Origin of the sequence: Paludisphaera mucosa, assembly GCF_029589435.1 — a bacterium.
GTDB lineage: Bacteria > Planctomycetota > Planctomycetia > Isosphaerales > Isosphaeraceae > Paludisphaera > Paludisphaera mucosa.
This window is the reverse complement of the sequence record NZ_JARRAG010000002.1, coordinates 2,114,977-2,132,793: the sequence shown is the minus strand read 5'-3', so window position 1 is coordinate 2,132,793 and position 17,817 is coordinate 2,114,977. Positions and strand designations below refer to the sequence as shown.

15 protein-coding genes are annotated in these 17,817 nt (G+C 71.1%); 11 read left to right on the top strand and 4 right to left on the bottom strand.

Annotation, left to right across the window (positions count from 1 at the left end; all coding sequences use genetic code 11):
- Window positions 1-12: 12 nt before the first annotated feature.
- Window positions 13-3,981: a serine/threonine-protein kinase gene (locus tag PZE19_RS17900; protein ID WP_277861996.1), complete on the bottom strand. Its 3,969-nt coding sequence runs from the start codon at window positions 3,979-3,981 to the stop codon at window positions 13-15.
- On the bottom strand, window positions 3,978-4,586 hold the full coding sequence (locus PZE19_RS17895) for an RNA polymerase sigma factor (protein WP_277861995.1): 609 nt from the start codon (window positions 4,584-4,586) through the stop codon (window positions 3,978-3,980). The genes PZE19_RS17900 and PZE19_RS17895 overlap by 4 nt, the downstream gene beginning before the upstream one ends.
- Window positions 4,587-4,885: 299 nt before the next feature.
- On the opposite strand from PZE19_RS17895, the gene PZE19_RS17890 reads away from it, so the two are divergent.
- From PZE19_RS17890 to PZE19_RS17855, 8 genes are all read left to right on the top strand, one after another.
- Window positions 4,886-6,247 (top strand): AGE family epimerase/isomerase, encoded by a 1,362-nt coding sequence (locus PZE19_RS17890; RefSeq protein ID WP_277861994.1) that lies wholly within the window; start codon window positions 4,886-4,888, stop codon window positions 6,245-6,247.
- Complete coding sequence (pdxH, locus tag PZE19_RS17885) at window positions 6,244-6,882, top strand: pyridoxamine 5'-phosphate oxidase (protein WP_277861993.1); 639 nt, start codon at window positions 6,244-6,246, stop codon at window positions 6,880-6,882. The genes PZE19_RS17890 and pdxH overlap by 4 nt, the downstream gene beginning before the upstream one ends.
- A complete protein-coding gene (locus PZE19_RS17880; protein ID WP_277861992.1) occupies window positions 6,879-7,289 on the top strand; it encodes an STAS domain-containing protein in 411 nt (136 codons plus the stop codon). The genes pdxH and PZE19_RS17880 overlap by 4 nt, the downstream gene beginning before the upstream one ends.
- An 87-nt stretch (window positions 7,290-7,376) precedes the next feature.
- A complete protein-coding gene (locus tag PZE19_RS17875) occupies window positions 7,377-7,655 on the top strand; it encodes a hypothetical protein (protein WP_277861991.1) in 279 nt (92 codons plus the stop codon).
- Window positions 7,652-8,098, top strand: a complete 447-nt coding sequence (locus PZE19_RS17870; protein ID WP_277861990.1) for a type II toxin-antitoxin system VapC family toxin — start codon at window positions 7,652-7,654, stop codon at window positions 8,096-8,098. Before PZE19_RS17875 ends, PZE19_RS17870 begins: the two co-directional genes overlap by 4 nt.
- Window positions 8,099-8,211: 113 nt before the next feature.
- Window positions 8,212-10,422, top strand: a complete 2,211-nt coding sequence (gene thrS, locus PZE19_RS17865; protein ID WP_277861989.1) for a threonine--tRNA ligase — start codon at window positions 8,212-8,214, stop codon at window positions 10,420-10,422.
- A 539-nt stretch (window positions 10,423-10,961) separates the two neighbouring features.
- Window positions 10,962-11,942, top strand: coding sequence for a threonine ammonia-lyase (locus PZE19_RS17860; RefSeq protein WP_277861988.1), 981 nt, complete (start codon window positions 10,962-10,964; stop codon window positions 11,940-11,942).
- Window positions 11,943-12,186: 244 nt separating this feature from the next.
- Window positions 12,187-12,648: a hypothetical protein gene (locus tag PZE19_RS17855; RefSeq protein ID WP_277861987.1), complete on the top strand. Its 462-nt coding sequence runs from the start codon at window positions 12,187-12,189 to the stop codon at window positions 12,646-12,648.
- A gap of 134 nt (window positions 12,649-12,782) precedes the next feature.
- Here PZE19_RS17855 and PZE19_RS17850 read toward each other — a convergent pair whose 3' ends face one another.
- Together PZE19_RS17850 and PZE19_RS17845 are read right to left on the bottom strand one after the other, a co-directional pair.
- Entirely contained in the window at window positions 12,783-13,841 is a 1,059-nt protein-coding gene (locus tag PZE19_RS17850) for a polysaccharide lyase family protein (RefSeq protein WP_277861986.1), read from the bottom strand.
- Window positions 13,842-13,908: 67 nt separating this feature from the next.
- The gene (locus PZE19_RS17845) at window positions 13,909-14,241 is read right to left on the bottom strand and encodes a hypothetical protein (protein ID WP_277861985.1); all 333 of its coding nucleotides are present in this window, start codon (window positions 14,239-14,241) and stop codon (window positions 13,909-13,911) included.
- A 216-nt stretch (window positions 14,242-14,457) separates the two neighbouring features.
- On the opposite strand from PZE19_RS17845, the gene dcuC reads away from it, so the two are divergent.
- From dcuC to PZE19_RS17830, 3 genes are all read left to right on the top strand, one after another.
- Complete coding sequence (gene dcuC, locus PZE19_RS17840; protein ID WP_277861984.1) at window positions 14,458-15,762, top strand: C4-dicarboxylate transporter DcuC; 1,305 nt, start codon at window positions 14,458-14,460, stop codon at window positions 15,760-15,762.
- 110 nt (window positions 15,763-15,872) lie between these two features.
- Window positions 15,873-16,370: a YajQ family cyclic di-GMP-binding protein gene (locus PZE19_RS17835; RefSeq protein WP_277861983.1), complete on the top strand. Its 498-nt coding sequence runs from the start codon at window positions 15,873-15,875 to the stop codon at window positions 16,368-16,370.
- A gap of 158 nt (window positions 16,371-16,528) precedes the next feature.
- Window positions 16,529-17,710: a hypothetical protein gene (locus PZE19_RS17830; RefSeq protein ID WP_277861982.1), complete on the top strand. Its 1,182-nt coding sequence runs from the start codon at window positions 16,529-16,531 to the stop codon at window positions 17,708-17,710.
- Window positions 17,711-17,817 lie beyond the last annotated feature (107 nt).

Below are 17,817 nucleotides of genomic sequence, written 5' to 3'. Positions count from 1 at the left end.
TCGCCGCCGGCCTCATCCCGCCTTGCCGGCCTCGACGTCGACCCGAGCGGGGGAGGCGAGCAGGAGCGCCCAGGGCTGGGCGTAGCTCCAGGCGTTCCCCGCGGACCGGCGCAGGAGCGAGAGCCACCGCGGGAGCCGATCGGGGCGATCGCGGAGGCATCGGGCGTAGGCCAGCAAGACGCCGGCCTCGGCCGCGGGATCGTTGCGCGACCAGGCGGCGGCCTGTTCCAGGTCGACGAGCGCCGGATCGGTGTAGGGGGAGGCGAGGTCGAGATAGCACCGCGCCCGGCCCAGGTAGGCGGCCGGCATCTCGCGATCGCGGCGGATGGCCAACGTCCAGGCGTGGACGGCCTCTTCGAGCCGGCCGAGCGCGTGCAACGCCTCGGCCTTGTGGGCGTGCGCGAAAGCCCCGTCGGATCGCGCGACGGCGAGCTCCAGGTCGTCGACGGCGGCCCGGAAATCCCCGGACCGGCACCGCACGACGCCCCGAAGCTCCAGCAGGCCCGGGTCGTCGGGCTCGAGCCGGAGGCCGAGCTGGATCTCGCGGCGGGCCCCTGGCGCGTCGCCGGCCCGGTGGGCCACGCGGGCGGCGATGAGGTGGGCGTCGGCCGAGTTCTGATTCGAAGCCGCCAGCGCCCCTCGCGCGGCCTGAGAGGCCTCGCCGTGGCGGCCCAGGGCCGAGAGGATCACGGCGCGGGTCAGCTGCGCCCGGTAGGTCGACTCGGGGCGGGCTGCGGCCGCCTGGGCGATCCGCCGCTCGGCGGCGACCAGGTCGGCGCGAAGGTGCGCCCCGCCGAGCGGGAACATCGCCAGCTCTTCCGGGCGGTCGAGCTGGAGTTCGTCGAATCGGCCGGCGGCCAGCAGCGTGCGTTCGACCAGGCGGTCGCGAGCCGGAGTCGGATCGAGCCGGCGGGCCTCGCGGGCGTCGTCGACCGCCTCGGCGTCGCGGTCTTGCATCATCCGCACCACCGCGCGGGTGGCCAGCAGGTCGCTCCGCTCCGGGCCGCGCTTCTCGTCGCCGAGCAGGACGTCGAGGGCCGAGGCCGCCGATTCGGCGCGGCCCACGCGGAGGTCCAGCAACGCCCGGCTCAGCCGCGCCGCCGAGTCGCCCGGCTTGAGAGCGAGCACTTCTCCGTAGCCGTCCTGGGCGCGTTCGACGTCCCCCGATTCGGCGTCGATGTTGGCCAGGTTCAGCCGGGCGGCCCTCGCCAGGTCGCCCCCGGGCTCGGCCCGGATCACCTCGCCGTATCGCGCCCGGGCCCGGGGGAAGTCGCCGAGCGCCTGGTGGACGTATCCCAACTCCAGGCGGACGCGCGAGGCCTCCGGGCGGTCGCCCATCAGCGTCAGGGCCCGACCCAGGTCCTCGACGGCCCAGGCCCACCGGCCCTTCTTGTGATAGAGCCGGGCGCGGCTGTACAGGACCCACGGCGAGTCGGGCTTCACGGCCGCCGCCACGCTGTAGTGATCGAGGGCCTCGTCCGGGAAGCCGGCCTCGTCCTCCAGAAACCCGAGGTAGAACTGGTACCAGTAGTTCGATCCGTCGATCCGCACGGCGCGGCGGAGCCACTGGATGGCCGGGCCGGGCTCGCGCCGGCTGGAATGCAGCAGCCCCCACTGGAAGCAGGCCAGGGCCGACCGCTCCTCGGCGATCGGCGGCTCCGCCGCGCCCGTCCCGGACGCGGCGAGGCCCCCCGGCGCGGACGCGGGTCGACCGTCGCGGCGGGCTTCGAAACGCCGCTTCAGCTCGCGCCAGGGGCCGGCGGGGCTGACGAACTTCAGGGCCTTGTCGCACATCTCGATCGCGGCGGCGGCGCTCCTGGCCTGGTCCGGGCCGCCGCGCGAGCCCGCGGGGGGCAGCGACGACTCGACGCCGACCATCCACAGGAAGAGCAGCTCGTCGACCTCGGACTTGAGACGGTCCAGCTCCGCGGCGTCGAGCATGTTCAGGTTGTGGTCGAGCCCGGTCCAGTCGTGGGGCCCGAGGACGTAGAAGGGCTTCAACAGCCCTTGCAGCTCCTCGGCCGCGGCGGCTCGCCCCTCGCCGACGCCGACGAACCGCATCCGCAGGCCCTCCGAGGCGGCGTGGATGGCCGCGGCCTGCTGGCGCTTGGTGGCCGAGCGGTCGGCGAGGTTGACCTTCTGCCGGGCCTCCTCCTCCATCCGCTCCAGGTCGCTGTGGGCGTCGGGCTCGGCGAGCCGCACCCGCGCGCGTTCGGCCAGGTCGCGGATGTTCCGCCAGTCGAAGACGCGGCCGAGGAATCCCTGCTCCGAGCCCTCGGCGAACTGCAGGGCGGCCTCGAACTGCACGACCGCCTTGTCGAACTCGCGCTTCTTCATCAACTCGTCGCCGCTCTTCAGCCGCAGCCGGGCCTGCGCGTAGCGATCGGTCCGCTCGATGCTCAGGTTGATCGCCGCCGCGCCGGCCGCCGCGCAGGAGATCAGGATCACGGCCGCGGTGGCGAACCGCAGCCGGTTCCGCCGCACCCGCCGCGCCATCCGGCTCCACATCGGCTCGCGCGCGAAGGCCAGGGGGAGGTCGTCGGCCACCGCCTGGAGGTCGATCGCCAGCTCCTCGGCCGACTGGTAGCGGTCCTCGGGGTCGGGCGCCAGGCAGCGCTCCAGGACGGCCTGCACGGGGGCGGGGGCCGCGACCTCGGCGGTGAAGAGGCCCCGGGGGTCGCGGCGGCGGTCGTCGGCCGCGCCCAGCAGGGCCTCGACGATCGAGCCGTGCTTCCGGGGCGCGGCGAACGGCTTGGCGCCGAGCAGGGCCTCGAAGAGCATGACGCCCATCGAGAAGATGTCGGACCGGGCGTCGACGTGGTCGCCGCGGGCGTCGGCCAGGGCCTCCAGGTGCTCGGGCGCCATGTAGTCGACCGTGCCCCCCAGGCTCGCCGCGGCCCGGCCCGGCTCGTCGGCGGCCGGCGTCTCGTGCGCCAGGTTGAAGTCGAGGAGCATGGGCGTGCCGTCGGCCGCGATCAGGACGTTCGACGGCTTGACGTCGCGGTGCAGCACGCCCCGGTCGTGGGCGTGGCCCAGGGCCTCGGCGAGCCGCGCGCCCCACCACGCCACGGCGCGGGGGAAGGTCCGCCCGGCCAGCTCCATCCGCCCCGCCGACGGGCCCGAGGGCGCGCCGTCGCTCGGCTCGAGGCGGTCGAGCGCCTCGACCAGCGCCGGGCCGGTCGGCGGCTCGCCGCCGCCGGCGCGCTCCACCTCGGCGAGCACCCGCGTCAGCGTGACCCGGCCGAAATAGGGCATGCAGAGCAGGTGCAGGCCCGTCGCCGAGTCGACCCGGTGCGAGTGGACCGGGACGATGTGGGTATGCTGGAGCCGCGCCAGCGTCTGGGGCTCGCGCGAGCCCCGCAGGCTCAACTTGAGGGCCACCAGCCTGTCGGCGAGCTGGGTCTCGCGCGCCAGGAAGACCCGCGCGAACGAGCCCCGGCCCAGCTCCTCGACGAGCTGGAAGCCGGCGATGGCGTCGCCCGCCTCGGGGAACCGGGGGGGCGGGCAGGTGTCGTGGCCCGCGCCCGCCAGGGCCGATCCCTGCGACAGGGCCGACGTCGAGGCCGTGCCGACGAGCCGGTGGATGTCGAGCACCCGCCGCAGCGGGTCGGCGAGCGTCGCGTACCGGGCGAGGAAGGCGTCGGCCTCGGGCGATTCGCCGGCCTCTTCGAGCAGGCAGAACTCCTCGTAGATCAGGGCGACGATCGTGTCCTCGCCCAGCTCGGGGAAGTGCTTGACGTACCAGTCGGCCGAGGCCCGCTGGCCGGCCTCCCACCGCAGCGACATGTCGGTGCGCAGGACGGCCAGCCTCGCCCCGGGGAACCCTCCCGGCTCGGACCAGCCGGAGAGGAAGAGCCGCGGGTCGGGCCGCGAGCCCGAGGCCTCGGCCTCGCGCCAGGCCTGCTCGTACCGTCTTGTCAGGCGCGCCGCGGAGGGTGTCGAGGCGTCCTCCCACGTCCGCCCCCAGGCGCCTACGCTCATCCGGCCGGCTCCCACTCCGACTCCATGCGCCGCCTGAGCTCCTCGAGCACCCGCTGCACGGTCCTCTCGCTGATCCCCAGGCGGTCGCCGATGTCCTTGCTCGAAAGCCCTTGCGCCTTCAACTCCAGGATCGTCCGGCGCTCCTCGGGCAAGAGCGCGTGCAGGCGATCGAACACCTCGTGCGCCTGCGCCACCTCGCTCGGCGAGTCGATCGGGTCGGCGACGTCCTTGGGGCGTCGGCCGTCCCCCCAGAGGGGCTCCTCGCGGTGCATGTCGTTCTTCAGGCTGGCGGCGCGGCGATACTCGTCGATCACCTTATTCTTCGCAGCCCGGGCCAGGAAGGCGACAAGGTGCCGCGAATCTTCGAAATCGGTGGGCGCGTCGCGCATCCGCCGGAAGAAGCTCCCCCACACGCTCTGGAGGAAGTCGAGCGAGTCGAACCGCGACCGCAGGAGCCTCGGGAGCTGCCGGCGCACCACGAGCCGCACCTCGGGCTCGTAACGCTGGAGGAGTTCGCGGGCGGCCCCTTCGTCGCCCTGCTGGATGCGCCTGAGGAAGTCGGCCAGCTGGCTCTCTTCCCGCACCGAAGGATCGCCGACCGACATGATGCGCCTCCTCGGCCCGGCCGGGCGATCGCTCGTCCCCGGCATGCGTCCCGAATCCTCATCGCCGGCTCGCGCCGACCCGGGACGCCGAGCGGACGCCCCCAGGCTAACCTCCGACCGTCTTCGTTGACAAGTCGTCCGCCTTCGCCCATCCGAGTCGGCGTCGCCCGGCCCGGCGGCGGCCCGCGAATCCGCCTCGGCCGTTGCCCTGTCCGTCCCCGAACGGCGATAATCCAGGTCCGAGGCCCGCCGCGACGATCGCTCCCGACGTCCGCGGCCGCGCCGGGAGGGGGTCGCCGATGTCAGCCCAGCCGAATTCGCGGATTCCGACGGCCGTCCTGGTCGCGGGGCTCTTGCTCGCCGGATCCTCGCACCCGGCCCGAGGCGAGGAGCCCGCCCCGCCCACGGCCGCCCGGCTCCGCGCCCTGCTGGCCGCCGAGATGGGCCGATGGCACCCGGCGGCCATCGACGAGAAGGTCGGCGGCTTCCACCAGGAGATCGCCCGCGACTGGACGGTCCAGCCCGACCGATCGCGGTCCCTGGTCTTCCAGTCTCGCATGACCTGGACGGCCGCGGCCTTCGCCGAGTTCGAGCCCTCGCGGCGCGAGGAGTACCTCAGGTATTCCCGCCACGGCCTGGCGTTCCTCGACCGCGTGATGCGCGACGCGGAGCAGGGGGGGTTCCACTGGATCCTCGACGCGAACGGCCGGGTCGACCCCGCGCTCGGCGACGAGAAGCACGTCTACGGCACCGCGTTCGTCGTGTACGCCGCGAGCAAGCTCCGCGCGGTGGGGGGCGACGACCTGGCGCTGAAGGTGGCCCGCGACGCCTTCGACTGGCTCGAAGCCCACGCCCACGACCCCAAGGACGGCGGCTGGTTCGAGGCCGTCCGCCGCGACGGGACGGCGATCACCGCCTACGACCCCGCGGCGCCCGTCGACGGGCGGAAGGACCGCCTGGGCGTCTACTACGGCTTCAAGACGATGAACTCGCACATCCACCTGCTGGAGGCCCTGGCCGAGCTGGCGAAGGTCGACGACCGCCCCGTCGTCCGCGAACGGCTCCGCGAGGCCTTCCACATCGTCCGCGACAGGATCGCCGTCGAGCCGGGCGCCCTCAACCTGTATCTGACCCGCGACTGGCGGGCGATCCCCGCGCACGACTCCTTCGGCCACGACGTCGAGACGGCCTACCTGCTCGTCGAGGCCGCCGAGGTCCTCCACATGCCGGACGACGCGACGACCTGGAAGGTGGCGCGGGGGCTCGTCGACCACGCCCTCGACTGGGGCTGGGACGAGAAGTTCGGCGGCTTTTACGACAAGGGCGACTCGTTCGCCGCCGCCGCTTACGACGTCGCCAAGGTCTGGTGGACCCAGGCCGAGGGCTTCAACGCCCTGGCGATGCTCGACCGTCGCTACGGCCGCGAGACCGACCGCTACGCCCGGGCCTTCGCGAAGCAGTGGGCGTTCATCGACGCCCACCTGCTCGACCCCGAGTTCGGCGGCTGGTACGCCGAGACCGAGCGCGACGGCCGGCTCCGGGGCGACGGGGCCAAGGCCAACCCCTGGAAGGCCGACTACCACACTTCGCGGGCCATGATGAACGTCGCCCGACTCCTGGAGGCGGGCCGCGAAACGCCCGCAAAGGTGACCGACCGATGAGCCTCTCCGACATCCGACGCGACTACCAGCGGCAGAGCCTGGACGAGAAGGACCTCGACCCCGACCCCATCCGCCAGTTCGAGCTGTGGTTCGCCGACGCTTTGGCGGCCGACGTGGTCGAGGCCAACGCCGCCACGCTCGCCACCGCCGCGGCCGACGGCCGGCCCTCGGCGCGCATCGTCCTGCTCAAGGGCTGCGACCCCCGGGGCTTCACCTTCTACACGAATTACGGCAGCCGCAAGGGCCGCGAGCTGGCCGCCAACCCCCGCGCCGCGATGCTCTTCTTCTGGAAGGACCTGGAACGCCAGGTCTCGATCGAGGGCCCGGTCGAGCGGGTCTCGGCCGAGGAGTCCGAGGAGTACTTCCACAGCCGCCCCGTCGCCTCCCAGGTCGGCGCGTGGGCTTCGAAGCAGAGCCAGGTCATCCCCGGCCGCGAGCACCTCGAAAACCTCTTTCGCGATTACGAGGCGAAGTTCGCCGCCGACGTCGTCCCTCGCCCGGAAACCTGGGGAGGCTTCCGAATCCTGCCGGAGACCCTGGAATTCTGGCAGGGGCGCCCCAGCCGCCTCCACGACCGGCTACGCTACCACAAGGACGCCGCCGGCGCGTGGACCGTCGAGAGGCTCTCGCCATGACCCGGAACGGCGACGCGACCGACCCGTCGATACAGCCACGGTGCCCGGCCTGCGGCGCGAGCCCGATCGGCGACGTCCCGGCCGAGGCCTGCGAGCGTTGCGGCCGCGGCGCCTGGTTCACCTGGCGCGACGATGGCGACCGCGTGGTCAAGCCGATGGGCGACCTGATGCACGCCCATCCGCTCGACCAGTTCCTGAAGTCGGTCGAATTCCGCCCCGGCGAACGCCTGATCCTCGACCTGGCCGACGTCCACTACATCGCCAGCGAGGCCCTCGGCCGCCTGATGGCCCTCCGCAAGCGGCTGCTGAACGTCCAGGGCCGCCTGACCCTGCGCCACCTCGACGCCGACCTCGTCGAGATCTTCCGCGTCACCCGCATCGCCTCGTTCTTCGACGTCGAGCCGTGAGGAGACGCCGGACATCCGCCGCTCTCGTTCCATGGATATAATGGGGCGCGAGGCGACCGAATCCGGCGGACGTCAGGAGCAGAGCGGATGAGCACCAACATCGATCCCACGGCCAGGGCCGAAGACCCCGACCGCCCTCAGGTCCTCGACCTGACCGGCCTTCCCGGCCCGGTCATCGACGGCCTCCGCACGATCGTCGCCAACCTGCGGGGCGAGGCTCGACAGCGACAGGAGACGACGACGCCCCGGCCGGAATCCGGCGAGGAGAGGCTCCGTCGCTTTTGGGAGTACGTCGAATCCCGAGGGGCGCGCGTCGGCGCCGTACGCGACGATCGCGAGGGCATCTATGAAGGAAGGGGTGAATGAGGCTGCTCGTCGACACGAACATCCTCGTCCGCCTCATCCACCTCGCGGCCCCGATGCATGGGCCGACCTCTCAGGCCGTGGCGCGACCCTTCCTCGACGGGGGAACCCTGTGCATCACGCCCCAGAACCTCGATGAGTACTGGGTCGTGTCGACCCGCCCGACCGCCGCCAACGGTCTGGGCCGGACACCTTCCGAAGCCCTTGCGGACATCGAGCAGTTCAAGTCCGTATTCCCGCTCCTCGACGACGTCGCGGCGATCTATGCGATGTGGGAGGAGATCGTCGCATCGACGCCGGTGATCGAGGAAAAGGCGCACGACGCACGTCTCGTCGCCGCCGTGATCGTCCACGGGGTGGATCGGATCCTCACCCTCAATCCCCAGGACTTTCGCGCCTACCCCGACATCCAGGTCGTGACGCCGGGCGACGTCCTGGCTCCTTGACCGGCATTGGCAGGCGAACACCGGTCGGGTACGCTTGGGGGCTTGGAAGCAGGTGCGGGGGAACGCCCTGGGGTCGCGAAACGGCCCCGGGGAGAGCGGAGAAGCGGCCGAAGATGCTCCAGATCAAGCTGCCGGACGGGTCGGTCAAGGAATATCCCGAGGGGACCAGCCCCCGCGACGTCGCGGCCGGGATCGGCAAGCGGCTGGCCGACGCCTCGGTCGCGGCCGTGGTCGACGGCGCGATCGTCGACCTCGACCGCCCCCTGGAGAACGGCGACCCGACGCGCGGGGCCATCGAGCTGAGGCTGCTGACCTCGCGCGACCGCGAGGCCCTCGACGTCCTCCGCCACTCCACGGCGCACATCATGGCCCGCGCCGTGATGCGGATCTTCCCGGGCGTCCGGCTGGCCTTCGGGCCGACCACCGCGACCGGCTTCTACTACGACATGGAGGTCGACGGCCGCAGCATCTCCGAGGACGACTTCCCCGCGATCGAGGCCGAGATGGCCAAGATCACCAAGGAGGCCGAGCCCTTCGAGCGGTTCACCCTGCCCGTCGACCAGGCCCGCGAGTTCGTGGGCGACCTCGGCCAGACCCTCAAGGTCGAGCACATCGACGAGGAGCTGAAGAAATTCGGCGTCCTGAGCTTCTACCGCCAGGGCGAGTTCGTCGACCTCTGCCGGGGGCCTCACATCCCCAACGCCGGGAAGGTCGGGGCGTTCAAGCTGCTGTCGATCGCCGGGTCGTACTGGAAGGGCCGCACCGACCGGCCGATGCTCCAGCGGCTCTACGGCACCGCGTTCTTCGACAAGAAAGAGCTGGACGCCTACCTCGCCCAGGTCGAGGAGGCCCGCAAGCGCGACCACCGCAAGCTCGGCAAGGAGCTGAGCCTGTTCACCGTCTCGCCCCTGGTCGGCCCCGGCCTGATCCTCTGGATGCCCAAGGGCGCCATCGTCCGCGGCCTGCTCGAAACCTTCATGAAGTCCGAGCTGATGAAGCGGGGCTACCAGCCGGTCTACACCCCGCACATCGGCAAGGTCGAGCTGTACAAGACCAGCGGCCACTACCCGTACTACAAGGATTCCCAGTTCCCGCCGCTCAAGATGCCCGCCGACGCCTCCGCCAAGGAGTTGCTCGACGGCCTCGCCGCCCAGACCCTCGACGACGACGCCCAGCGCGTGCTGCTCGCCAAGGCCGGCATCCCCGAGCGCCTGCCCGACGCCTCGTCCGAGTCGAAGTTCACCCGGCCGTACTTCGAGATGAGCGCGGCGGAGCGGATCGGCTACCTCGAACAGACCTGCGAGTTCGAGGAATACCTGCTCAAGCCGATGAACTGCCCGCACCACATCCAGATCTTCGCCGCCCAGCCCCGCAGCTACCGCGAGCTGCCGCTGCGGCTGGCCGAGTTCGGGACGGTCTATCGCTACGAGCAGTCGGGGGAGCTGTCGGGCCTGACCCGCGTCCGGGGCTTCACCCAGGACGACGCCCACCTCTTCTGCACCCACGAGCAGGTCCGCGAGGAGTTCCGGTCGACCCTGGAGCTGACCCAGTTCGTCCTCGGCTCGCTGGGCCTGGAAGACTACCGCGTCCGGCTCTCCAAGCACGACCCCGAAGACCCCAAGTACCAGGGCGCCGCCGGCGACACCTGGCGCGGGGCCGAGGCCGACATCCGCGCCGTGCTCGACGAGATGGGCCTGCCTTACGAAGAGGCGGCCGGCGAGGCGGCCTTCTACGGGCCCAAGGCCGACTTCATCGTCCGCGACTGCATCGGCCGCCAGTGGCAGCTCGGCACCGTCCAGCTCGACTACCTGCTCCCCGAGCGGTTCGGCCTGGAGTACGTCGGGGCCGACAACCACATGCACCGGCCGGTCATGATCCATCGCGCCCCGTTCGGCAGCATGGAGCGGTTCATGGGCATCCTGATCGAGCACTTCGCCGGGGCCTTCCCGCTCTGGCTGGCGCCCGAGCAGGTCCGCGTCCTGCCGATCTCGGACAAGGCCGCCGACTACGCCGAGACCGTCCTCAAGAAGCTGACCGACGCCGGCTTCCGGGCCTCGATGGACCACCGCCCCGAGAAGATCGGGGCCAAGATCCGCGACGCCCAGATGCAGAAGATCCCCGTCATGTTCGTCGTCGGCGCCAAGGAGGCCGAGGCCCAGAGCGTCGCCTACCGCGACCGCACCGCCGGCGACCTCGGCGTCATGACCCTCGAAGACGCCCTCGCCCGCGTCCGCAAGGAAGACGTCGAGCGCGTCTTCCACCAGGCCGCGCCTCTGGCCCCTCCGACGCCTCCTGAGGAGTCGGGCGCGAATCACGAGTATTGAGGCCGGGCGAGGGACGAGGGTTTGGACATGGGCGACCGCCTACGCCTGGACCTCGGACCGCCCACGGGCGGATGGGTCGGGGTCCGCCTGACCGCTCCGAAGTTAGACCTGGAATTCAGCGCCTCGCCCATTCCCGACGATCCCATCGCCGGACTCGCCGGTTCCGCGAACCGACTGCTGGGCGGCGATTCCGAAGTCATGGTGAACTGGAACACGGAGCCCGTTCGCTATCGGTTCCGCATGGTCACGGTCGCAGGCCAGAGCCGGCTGGAGGTTTCCGAGAGGTCGGCGAGCGATCGAGGGGACGGATCCGCCCCAATCGCGGTCGTGGAAACCGATGCGGCGACCCTGGCGAGAGTCTTTTGGCGCGGCCTCAGGAGGCTGCAGGGCAGCATCGCGGCCGACGCGTTCGAGTCGGCCTGGGGTCGTCCGTTCCCGATCCTGTCCCTGGAACGGCTCGGGGCCCGGCTCCGAGGCCTCGCGGCGGGCGAGGCGAGCGGGACTTCGCAAGCCCCCGAAACGACCGGAGACCCAGGCTGATGTCGCCATCCCCCGAGATCCCCATCGGCGAGGCCCAGATCCGCGAGGCCGTCGAGCGCCTGGCCCCCTGGGTCCACAAGACCCCGGTGATGACCTCGCGGACCCTCGACGAGCGCGCCGGGGCCTCGGTCTTCCTGAAATGCGAGAACCTCCAGCGCGTGGGGGCCTTCAAGTTCCGGGGGGCGATGAACGCGCTCCTGCTGCTGGACGAGGAGGCCAAACGCGCGGGGGTCGTCACCCATTCGTCGGGCAACCACGGCCAGGCCCTGGCGCTCGCGGGGGCCCAACTCGGCGTCCCGGTGACGGTCGTGATGCCGCACACCGCCCCCCAGATCAAGCAATCGGCGACGGCCGGCTACGGGGCGACGATCCGGCTCTGCGAGCCGACCATCGCCGCCCGCGAGGAGGCCGTGGCCGACGAGGTCGCCCGCAAGGGGCTGACCCTCGTCCACCCGTTCAACGACTGGAACGTCATCGCCGGCCAGGCCACCGCCGCGTGGGAGCTGCTCGACCAGGCCGGCCCGCTCGACTGCGTCATGGTCCCCGTGGGCGGCGGCGGGCTCATCGCGGGCACGACCCTCGCGGTCAAGGCCCGGTCGCCCGAGACTCTCGTCGTGGGCGTCGAGCCCGAACGCGCCGACGACGCCCGCCGCTCGCTGGCGTCCGGCCGCATCGAGCCCTCCGGCGACCCCCGGACGATCGCCGACGGCCTCCGCACGACCCTCGGCACCCGCCCCTTCGCCGTCATCTCCCGCCAGGTCGACCGCATCGAGACCGCCGCCGAGGCCGACATCGTCGCCGCCCTCCGGTTCCTCTGGGAACGCCTCAAGATGCTCGTCGAGCCGTCGAGCGCCGTGGTCGTCGCCCCCTTGCTCGAACGCCAGCCGGCCTTCGCCGGCCGCCGCGTCGGGGCCGTCCTGTCGGGCGGCAACGTCGACGTCGGCCCCTTCTTCGACGCCCTCGCGAACCGCTGGCTTTGAACCTCCCGAACTCGGCTTCGTCTGGCTCCGTTGGTAAGCCCAAAGGGGGCCGAATCCTCGACCTAAATCTTTCTCCAATATCGATTTATGAGATTGTGACAGATTGGCTTCAATGGCGCGTTTCGAACGAAAATCTCGGGGCACGACCTCGGCGCGTCACGAGCTGCGAACCTGGGGACGGGACGGCCTCCTCCCGGCCGGATTGACGACCCCTCGACGGCGTGAGGACGGTCGGGCCAGGGCCATGGAACCCATCGAGACGCTGGTTCGTCGACTGAATCGCATCCGATGGTGCAGGGAAATGATCACAGCCGACGCGGAGGCCCTGATCCAGGATTTCCTGCAGAAGGTTCGCCCGGCGATCCAGCGAGTGCTCGCGACTCATGACGTCACCCCGGCCCATGCGTACGGGCTGACCCAGACCGCGGGCCACGCCTCGCCCGAGTCCAGGCATGCGGTGGAAGTCGTGTTCCAGAAGGGCCTGTTCATCGGGGCGGGTGCCCGGGAATCGATCATCGTGGCGATCTCTTCGGCCTATGGCTGGGAGCATGATCCGGAACTCTCCGACTTGCCGAACCCGTGGCTTCCCATGTTGAACTCGATCGAGATGGGTTACACGCCGAGCGGCGATGAGGACCCGGACGGCCAGTGGGTGCAGCTCTGGGTCGGGCACCGAGGCGGTATCGCGACGTATCTCATCGTCTGAACCCTCCGCTGGACCGCTCGAACAAACCAACAGGCGCATCGCCCTCTCCATGCACCATGCGCCAGGATCGCCGATTTGCGATCGGAAGTTCCGGGAGCAAACGGCGATTCGCCGACGGACGGGGGGGGGCCGACTCAGGGGATCGGATCGGCCGAGATCACCACGTCGTCGACGAACAGGGCCGCGACGTCCGGGCGGCCGACGTGGGCCGTGACGCCGACCTCCAGGTCGTTGTAGACGGCGTTCGCCAGGGGGAGCGTCGGCCCCTCGGCCTCGATGAGCTTCGCGCCGTCCTGCCATAACGCGACCCGGCCGTCAGGCCGCTCCGAAAGCCGCAGGTGGAGCCGGACGTTCGTCCACCGGCCGACGGGGAAGGCGACCTCGCGACCCGGCGGCTGGCGGTACGCGGGCTTGTCCGCCCACTTCAACTCGGCGTAGAGGGCTCCCGACGACGGGTCGATCAGGATACGCATCCCCGGATATTCCTTGATCCAGGTCGACTCCAGGTCGGCCAGGCCGAGGGGCCTGCCGCCGTCGGCCGCCGCGAAATACCAGGCCGAGAACCAGACGTCGTCGCCTTTGACGAAATGGAGCAGTTCGGTCGAGAGCGACGCCTTGGCGCAGATCATGCCCGGCGAGGGGGCGACGCACTCGCATCGCAGCGACCGACCGCCGGAATGGGCCTGCGCGGGGGCGACCTCGACCCGGTTGTCGAGGAAGCCGCCCCTTCCGCCCAGGATGCGATTCCGGAGCGCGACGTAATCGGCGACGTTCGGGGCCAGCGGCGACTGGAGCGTCAGGGCGGTCCAGCCCCGCGACGGGTCGATGAGGTCGGCCAGGCTCTCCGCCCCCTCGAAGCCTTCTTCGAAATGGCGACGGGTCGGATAGAGCTTGCCGGTGTCGAGGTCTCTCCGATTGGGCGTGCCGTCGACGACGACGTAATTCTCGGCGAAGAAGTCGGGGTCGTAGAGGGCCTCGACGAACGTCAGGCGGCCGGGATCGGGACCAACGCGATAGACGGCGCCGCGGACGACCTTGTACATCTCTCCGTCGTGCTCGACGGCGTACTCCACGTCCTTCTCATGGGGTGCGGCGATCGTCGTCGGGCCCGGGCCGAGCCGCGAGATCGCCGCGATCCCCGCCGCCAGGACCACGGCCAGGCCGACAGCCCGGCGCCCGCGTGGGAACTTCATCGAATACGCCTCCCGCCCGTGCCGAGTCGCACCACCTTCTCGATACGCGAAACTCTCGGCACGGTGGTCAAACCATGAGGGGCAGCAGCAACAAGTAAAGGCCAAGGAGGATGACGAGGACGATTTGCGGGCCCGGCTCGTCTCGATTGCGGGAGCCCCACCAGGCGCCCATCGCCAGCACGGCGAGGCCCAGGCCGAGGAACTCGTAATGGCCCGACCGGCGGACGTGCCAGGCCGCGGCCTCGTGCAGTCGCGAACGCTCCGCCGGCATGCCCGCGGCTCGGGCCATCGCCATCATCCCACGGGCGGCCTGTCCCATGGATAGGAAATGGGCGGCGATCGCCCCGAGCAGCAGGGCCGACGTGGCCAGGTACAGCTTGCGCCTCGCGAGAGTGGACATGGCGACGACCTCCCGCCGACATTCTCGCATCCGATCGCTGGCATGTGCCAGGGACGAACCTGCACCTCGCCTCGCCGGTGTCTGGGGCTTGCAGCCGGCGCCCAGGCCGCCTCGAATCGCGGGCCCACGACGCGCCAGCCCCTTGTGCTGGATCCGGCCGGGTCGCAAGATCGTGGCACCTTCGGAATCCCTTGGGTCGCGCGATCGAGAATCCTCATGACGTTCCTCGCCTGGCTGGCGATGTTCGACCTCGCGGCGGTCGTCTTCCTGACCGTCCGCCGGGTCGACGTGCGCCTGGTGCTCTTGCTGGGGGCGGTCCCGCTGTTCGCGGCGGCGGGGGGCCCGGGGATGGTCGAAATGCTGGCCCGGGTCGTCGCCGAGATGAGCAACCCGGCGACCATCGTGCCGATCGGCTCGGCGATGGGGTTCGCCTACGTCCTGCGGATCACCGGCTGCGACCGCGAGATGGTGCGGCTCCTGTTGCGTCCGCTCCGCTACGCCCCCGCGCTGCTGGTCCCGGGGGGGATCGCGGCGGGCTACCTCGTGAACACGACGATCGTCAGCCAGGCCGGCACGGCGGCCGTGCTGGGGCCGATCCTGATCCCGCTGCTGCGGGCGGGCGGGCTCGACGCCGCGACGGCCGGCGCGGTGCTCTTGCTGGGCGCGTCCATGGGCGGCGAGCTGTTCAACCCCGGCGCGGTCGAGATGCGGAAGCTCACCGAGCTGACCGGCATCGAGGGCCAGACGCTCGTCGCCCGCCAGGCCCCGCTCAACTTCGCGGCCTGCGGGGCGGCGCTCCTGACCTTCTGGATCCTGGCCCACCGACGGGCCAAAGCCGTGACGGATCCCGAGGACGAGCCGAAGCCACTCGGCCCGGACGAGCCGCGCGTGAACCCGTTCAAGGCCGCGATCCCGATCGCGCCGCTGGCGATCCTGTTCGCCGACGGGGCGCTGGGCGCGGCGTCGCCGCTGGCGGCGTTCGCGGGGCCGTCGAAGATCCTGGCGGCGATGCTCGTCGGCGTGATGCTGGCCTGGGCGGCGGCCCCGCGCACCGGGCCGAGGCTCGCGCCCGAGTTCTTCGAAGGGGCCGGGTACGCCTACACGCACGTCATCTCGCTGATCGTGGCGGCTTCGACCTTCGCCGAGGGGGTCCGCCGCAGCGGCCTGATCCAGGTGATCGTGGGGAGCCTGACCGACCGCCCCGCGCTCGCGCCCGTGGCCTCGGTGCTCTTCCCCTGGGGCCTGGGCGTGGTCTCCGGGAGCGGGATCGCGCCGGCGGTGGCGATCATGGAGTTCTTCGTCCCCGCCGCCGACGCAATGGGGCTGGATCCGGTCCGGATCGGGGCGTTGGCCTCGCTGGGCGCGCATTACGGCCGGACCATGAGCGCGGCGGCGGCCGTCGTGGCCATGTGCGCCCGCCTGTCGGACGCCCCGGGGCCGAGCCTTATCCGCCACGTCGTGGTTCCGCTGCTGGTCGGGATGGGGGTCATGATCGCCGTCACGACGCTCCGCCTGTTCTGACCGAGGCCCGGTCCGTCTTGCCGCCGGCGCGGCCGCCTGGTATCCGTTAGGGTTTCCGCGCGTCCCAGGATGCCCATCGAATCGTCCAGCCCGAGGGGGTTTTTGCAGCCGTGGCCGACAACCATTCGTTCGACGTGGTCAGCGAGATCAACCAGGTCGAGATGCACAACGCCGTCACCCAGGCCCAGCACGAGTGCACCGTGCGCTACGACTTCAAGGGGACCAAGGCTGCGATCGAGTACAACAAGAAGGACAACACGCTGACCCTGACGGGCGACCACAAGGGCCAGTTGGAGACCGTGCTCCAGGTCCTCAAGGAGAAGATGGCCAAGCGCGGGGTGCCGGTGAACGCCGTGGTCCGGGGCAAGCTCGAAGAGGCGACGCACGACTCGGTCCGCGAGACCATGACGATCCACTCGGGGATCGAGTCCGACGACGCCCGCAAGATCGTCAAGGACGTCAAGCAGCTCAAGGTGAAGGTGCAGGCCCAGATCATGGACGACAAGGTCCGGATCACGGGCAAGAAGGTCGACGACCTCCAGGCGGTGATCGCCCACCTTAAGGAGAACGGGCCGAAGTATCCTCTCCAGTTCGTCAACTTCACCTGACCCGCCCTCGCGCTCGCCGCCCGCAAGGTCGCCGGCCCGGCCGGGCCGCGCGGGGTGATGCGTCGTCCTCCCGCCGCCGATCACTTAAGGACCTGGCGGTGTTCCGGGCTCGCGATCGGCGAGAGTCCGCCCGGACGGAATCTCGAGGAGGACGACGGATGGGCTTCCTGAACGGACGTATGACCTTCACCCGCTTCCGCGTCGGCGGCCACTCTCCGCTGCCGTTCTCGGAGGAGACGCTGGGCCAGCTGGAAAGCCACAGGATCGGCCAGCACAGCCCCGCCGAGCCGACCGACGGGGTCAGCACCGGCTGGGCCGGCGGCGGCCACGTCCTGGACGTCAACTTCGACCTCGCCAAGAATCTCATCAACGACGCGCTCCACGCCTCGATCCGCGTCGACACCGACAAGATCCCCGGCACCTTGCTCCGCGCCTACACCCAGATCGAGCTGGACGCCCGCGCCGCGATGAACCCCAGCGGGACGCCGACCAAGGCCCAGCGCACCGAGGCGAAGGAGGCCGCCAAGGCCCGCGCCGAGTCCGAGGCCGCCGACGGCCGGTTCCGCCGCTGCAACCACTACCCGGTCCTGTGGGACGGCCGCGGCGGCATCCTCTACGTCGGGTCGACCAGCTCGAACGTCGTCGAGCGGGCCACGGCGCTCTTCCGCGAGACGTTCGAGCGTCCCCTGGAGCCGATCACGGCCGGATCCCTGGCGATGGGGACCTCGGACTCGCTCGCCGAGTCCGACCGGGTCGCCCAGAAGCTGGGCGAAGGGTCGCTGAACCTCTACGGCGGCGACAGCGGCGACGCCCTCTCGACGGTCGCCTGGGCCGAGAAGGCCCCCAACATGCTCGACCACCTGGGCAACGAGTTCCTGGTCTGGCTCTGGCACCAGCTCCAGAACGAGAGCGACACCATCCCCCTGGCCGACGGCTCGGACGTCGCCGTGATGCTCGCCAAGACCCTGACCCTCGACTGCCCCCGCGGCGAGACCGGCCGCGACAGCCTGACCGACGACTCGCCGACCCGCCTCCCCGAGGCCTTCCGCGCCCTGCAGTCCGGCAAGCTGCCGCGCAAGGCCGGCCTGATCGTCGTCCGCCACGGGGCCCAGTACGAGTTCACGATCCAGGCCGAGAGCCTGGCCGTGACCGGCGCGTTGCTCCCCAAGCCCGAGGAGCGGCTCGCCCCGTACGAGGCCAAGAGCGAGCGGATCGACGGCCTGCGGCACTTCGCCGAGACCCTCGACCTCCTCTTCGACGCCTACCGCGCCCGCAAGACCGCCAACTCCTGGGCCGACGAGGTCGGCCGCATCAAGCGCTGGCTGACCAACGCCGCGTGAACCGGCCTCGATGGCTTCTCGTAGGGTGGGCGCCGCCCACCGGTTTCATTCGATTCGGAGGGCGGCGCCCACCCTACGGGGCTCAGGCGAGGCGAGTGGGTCGTAGC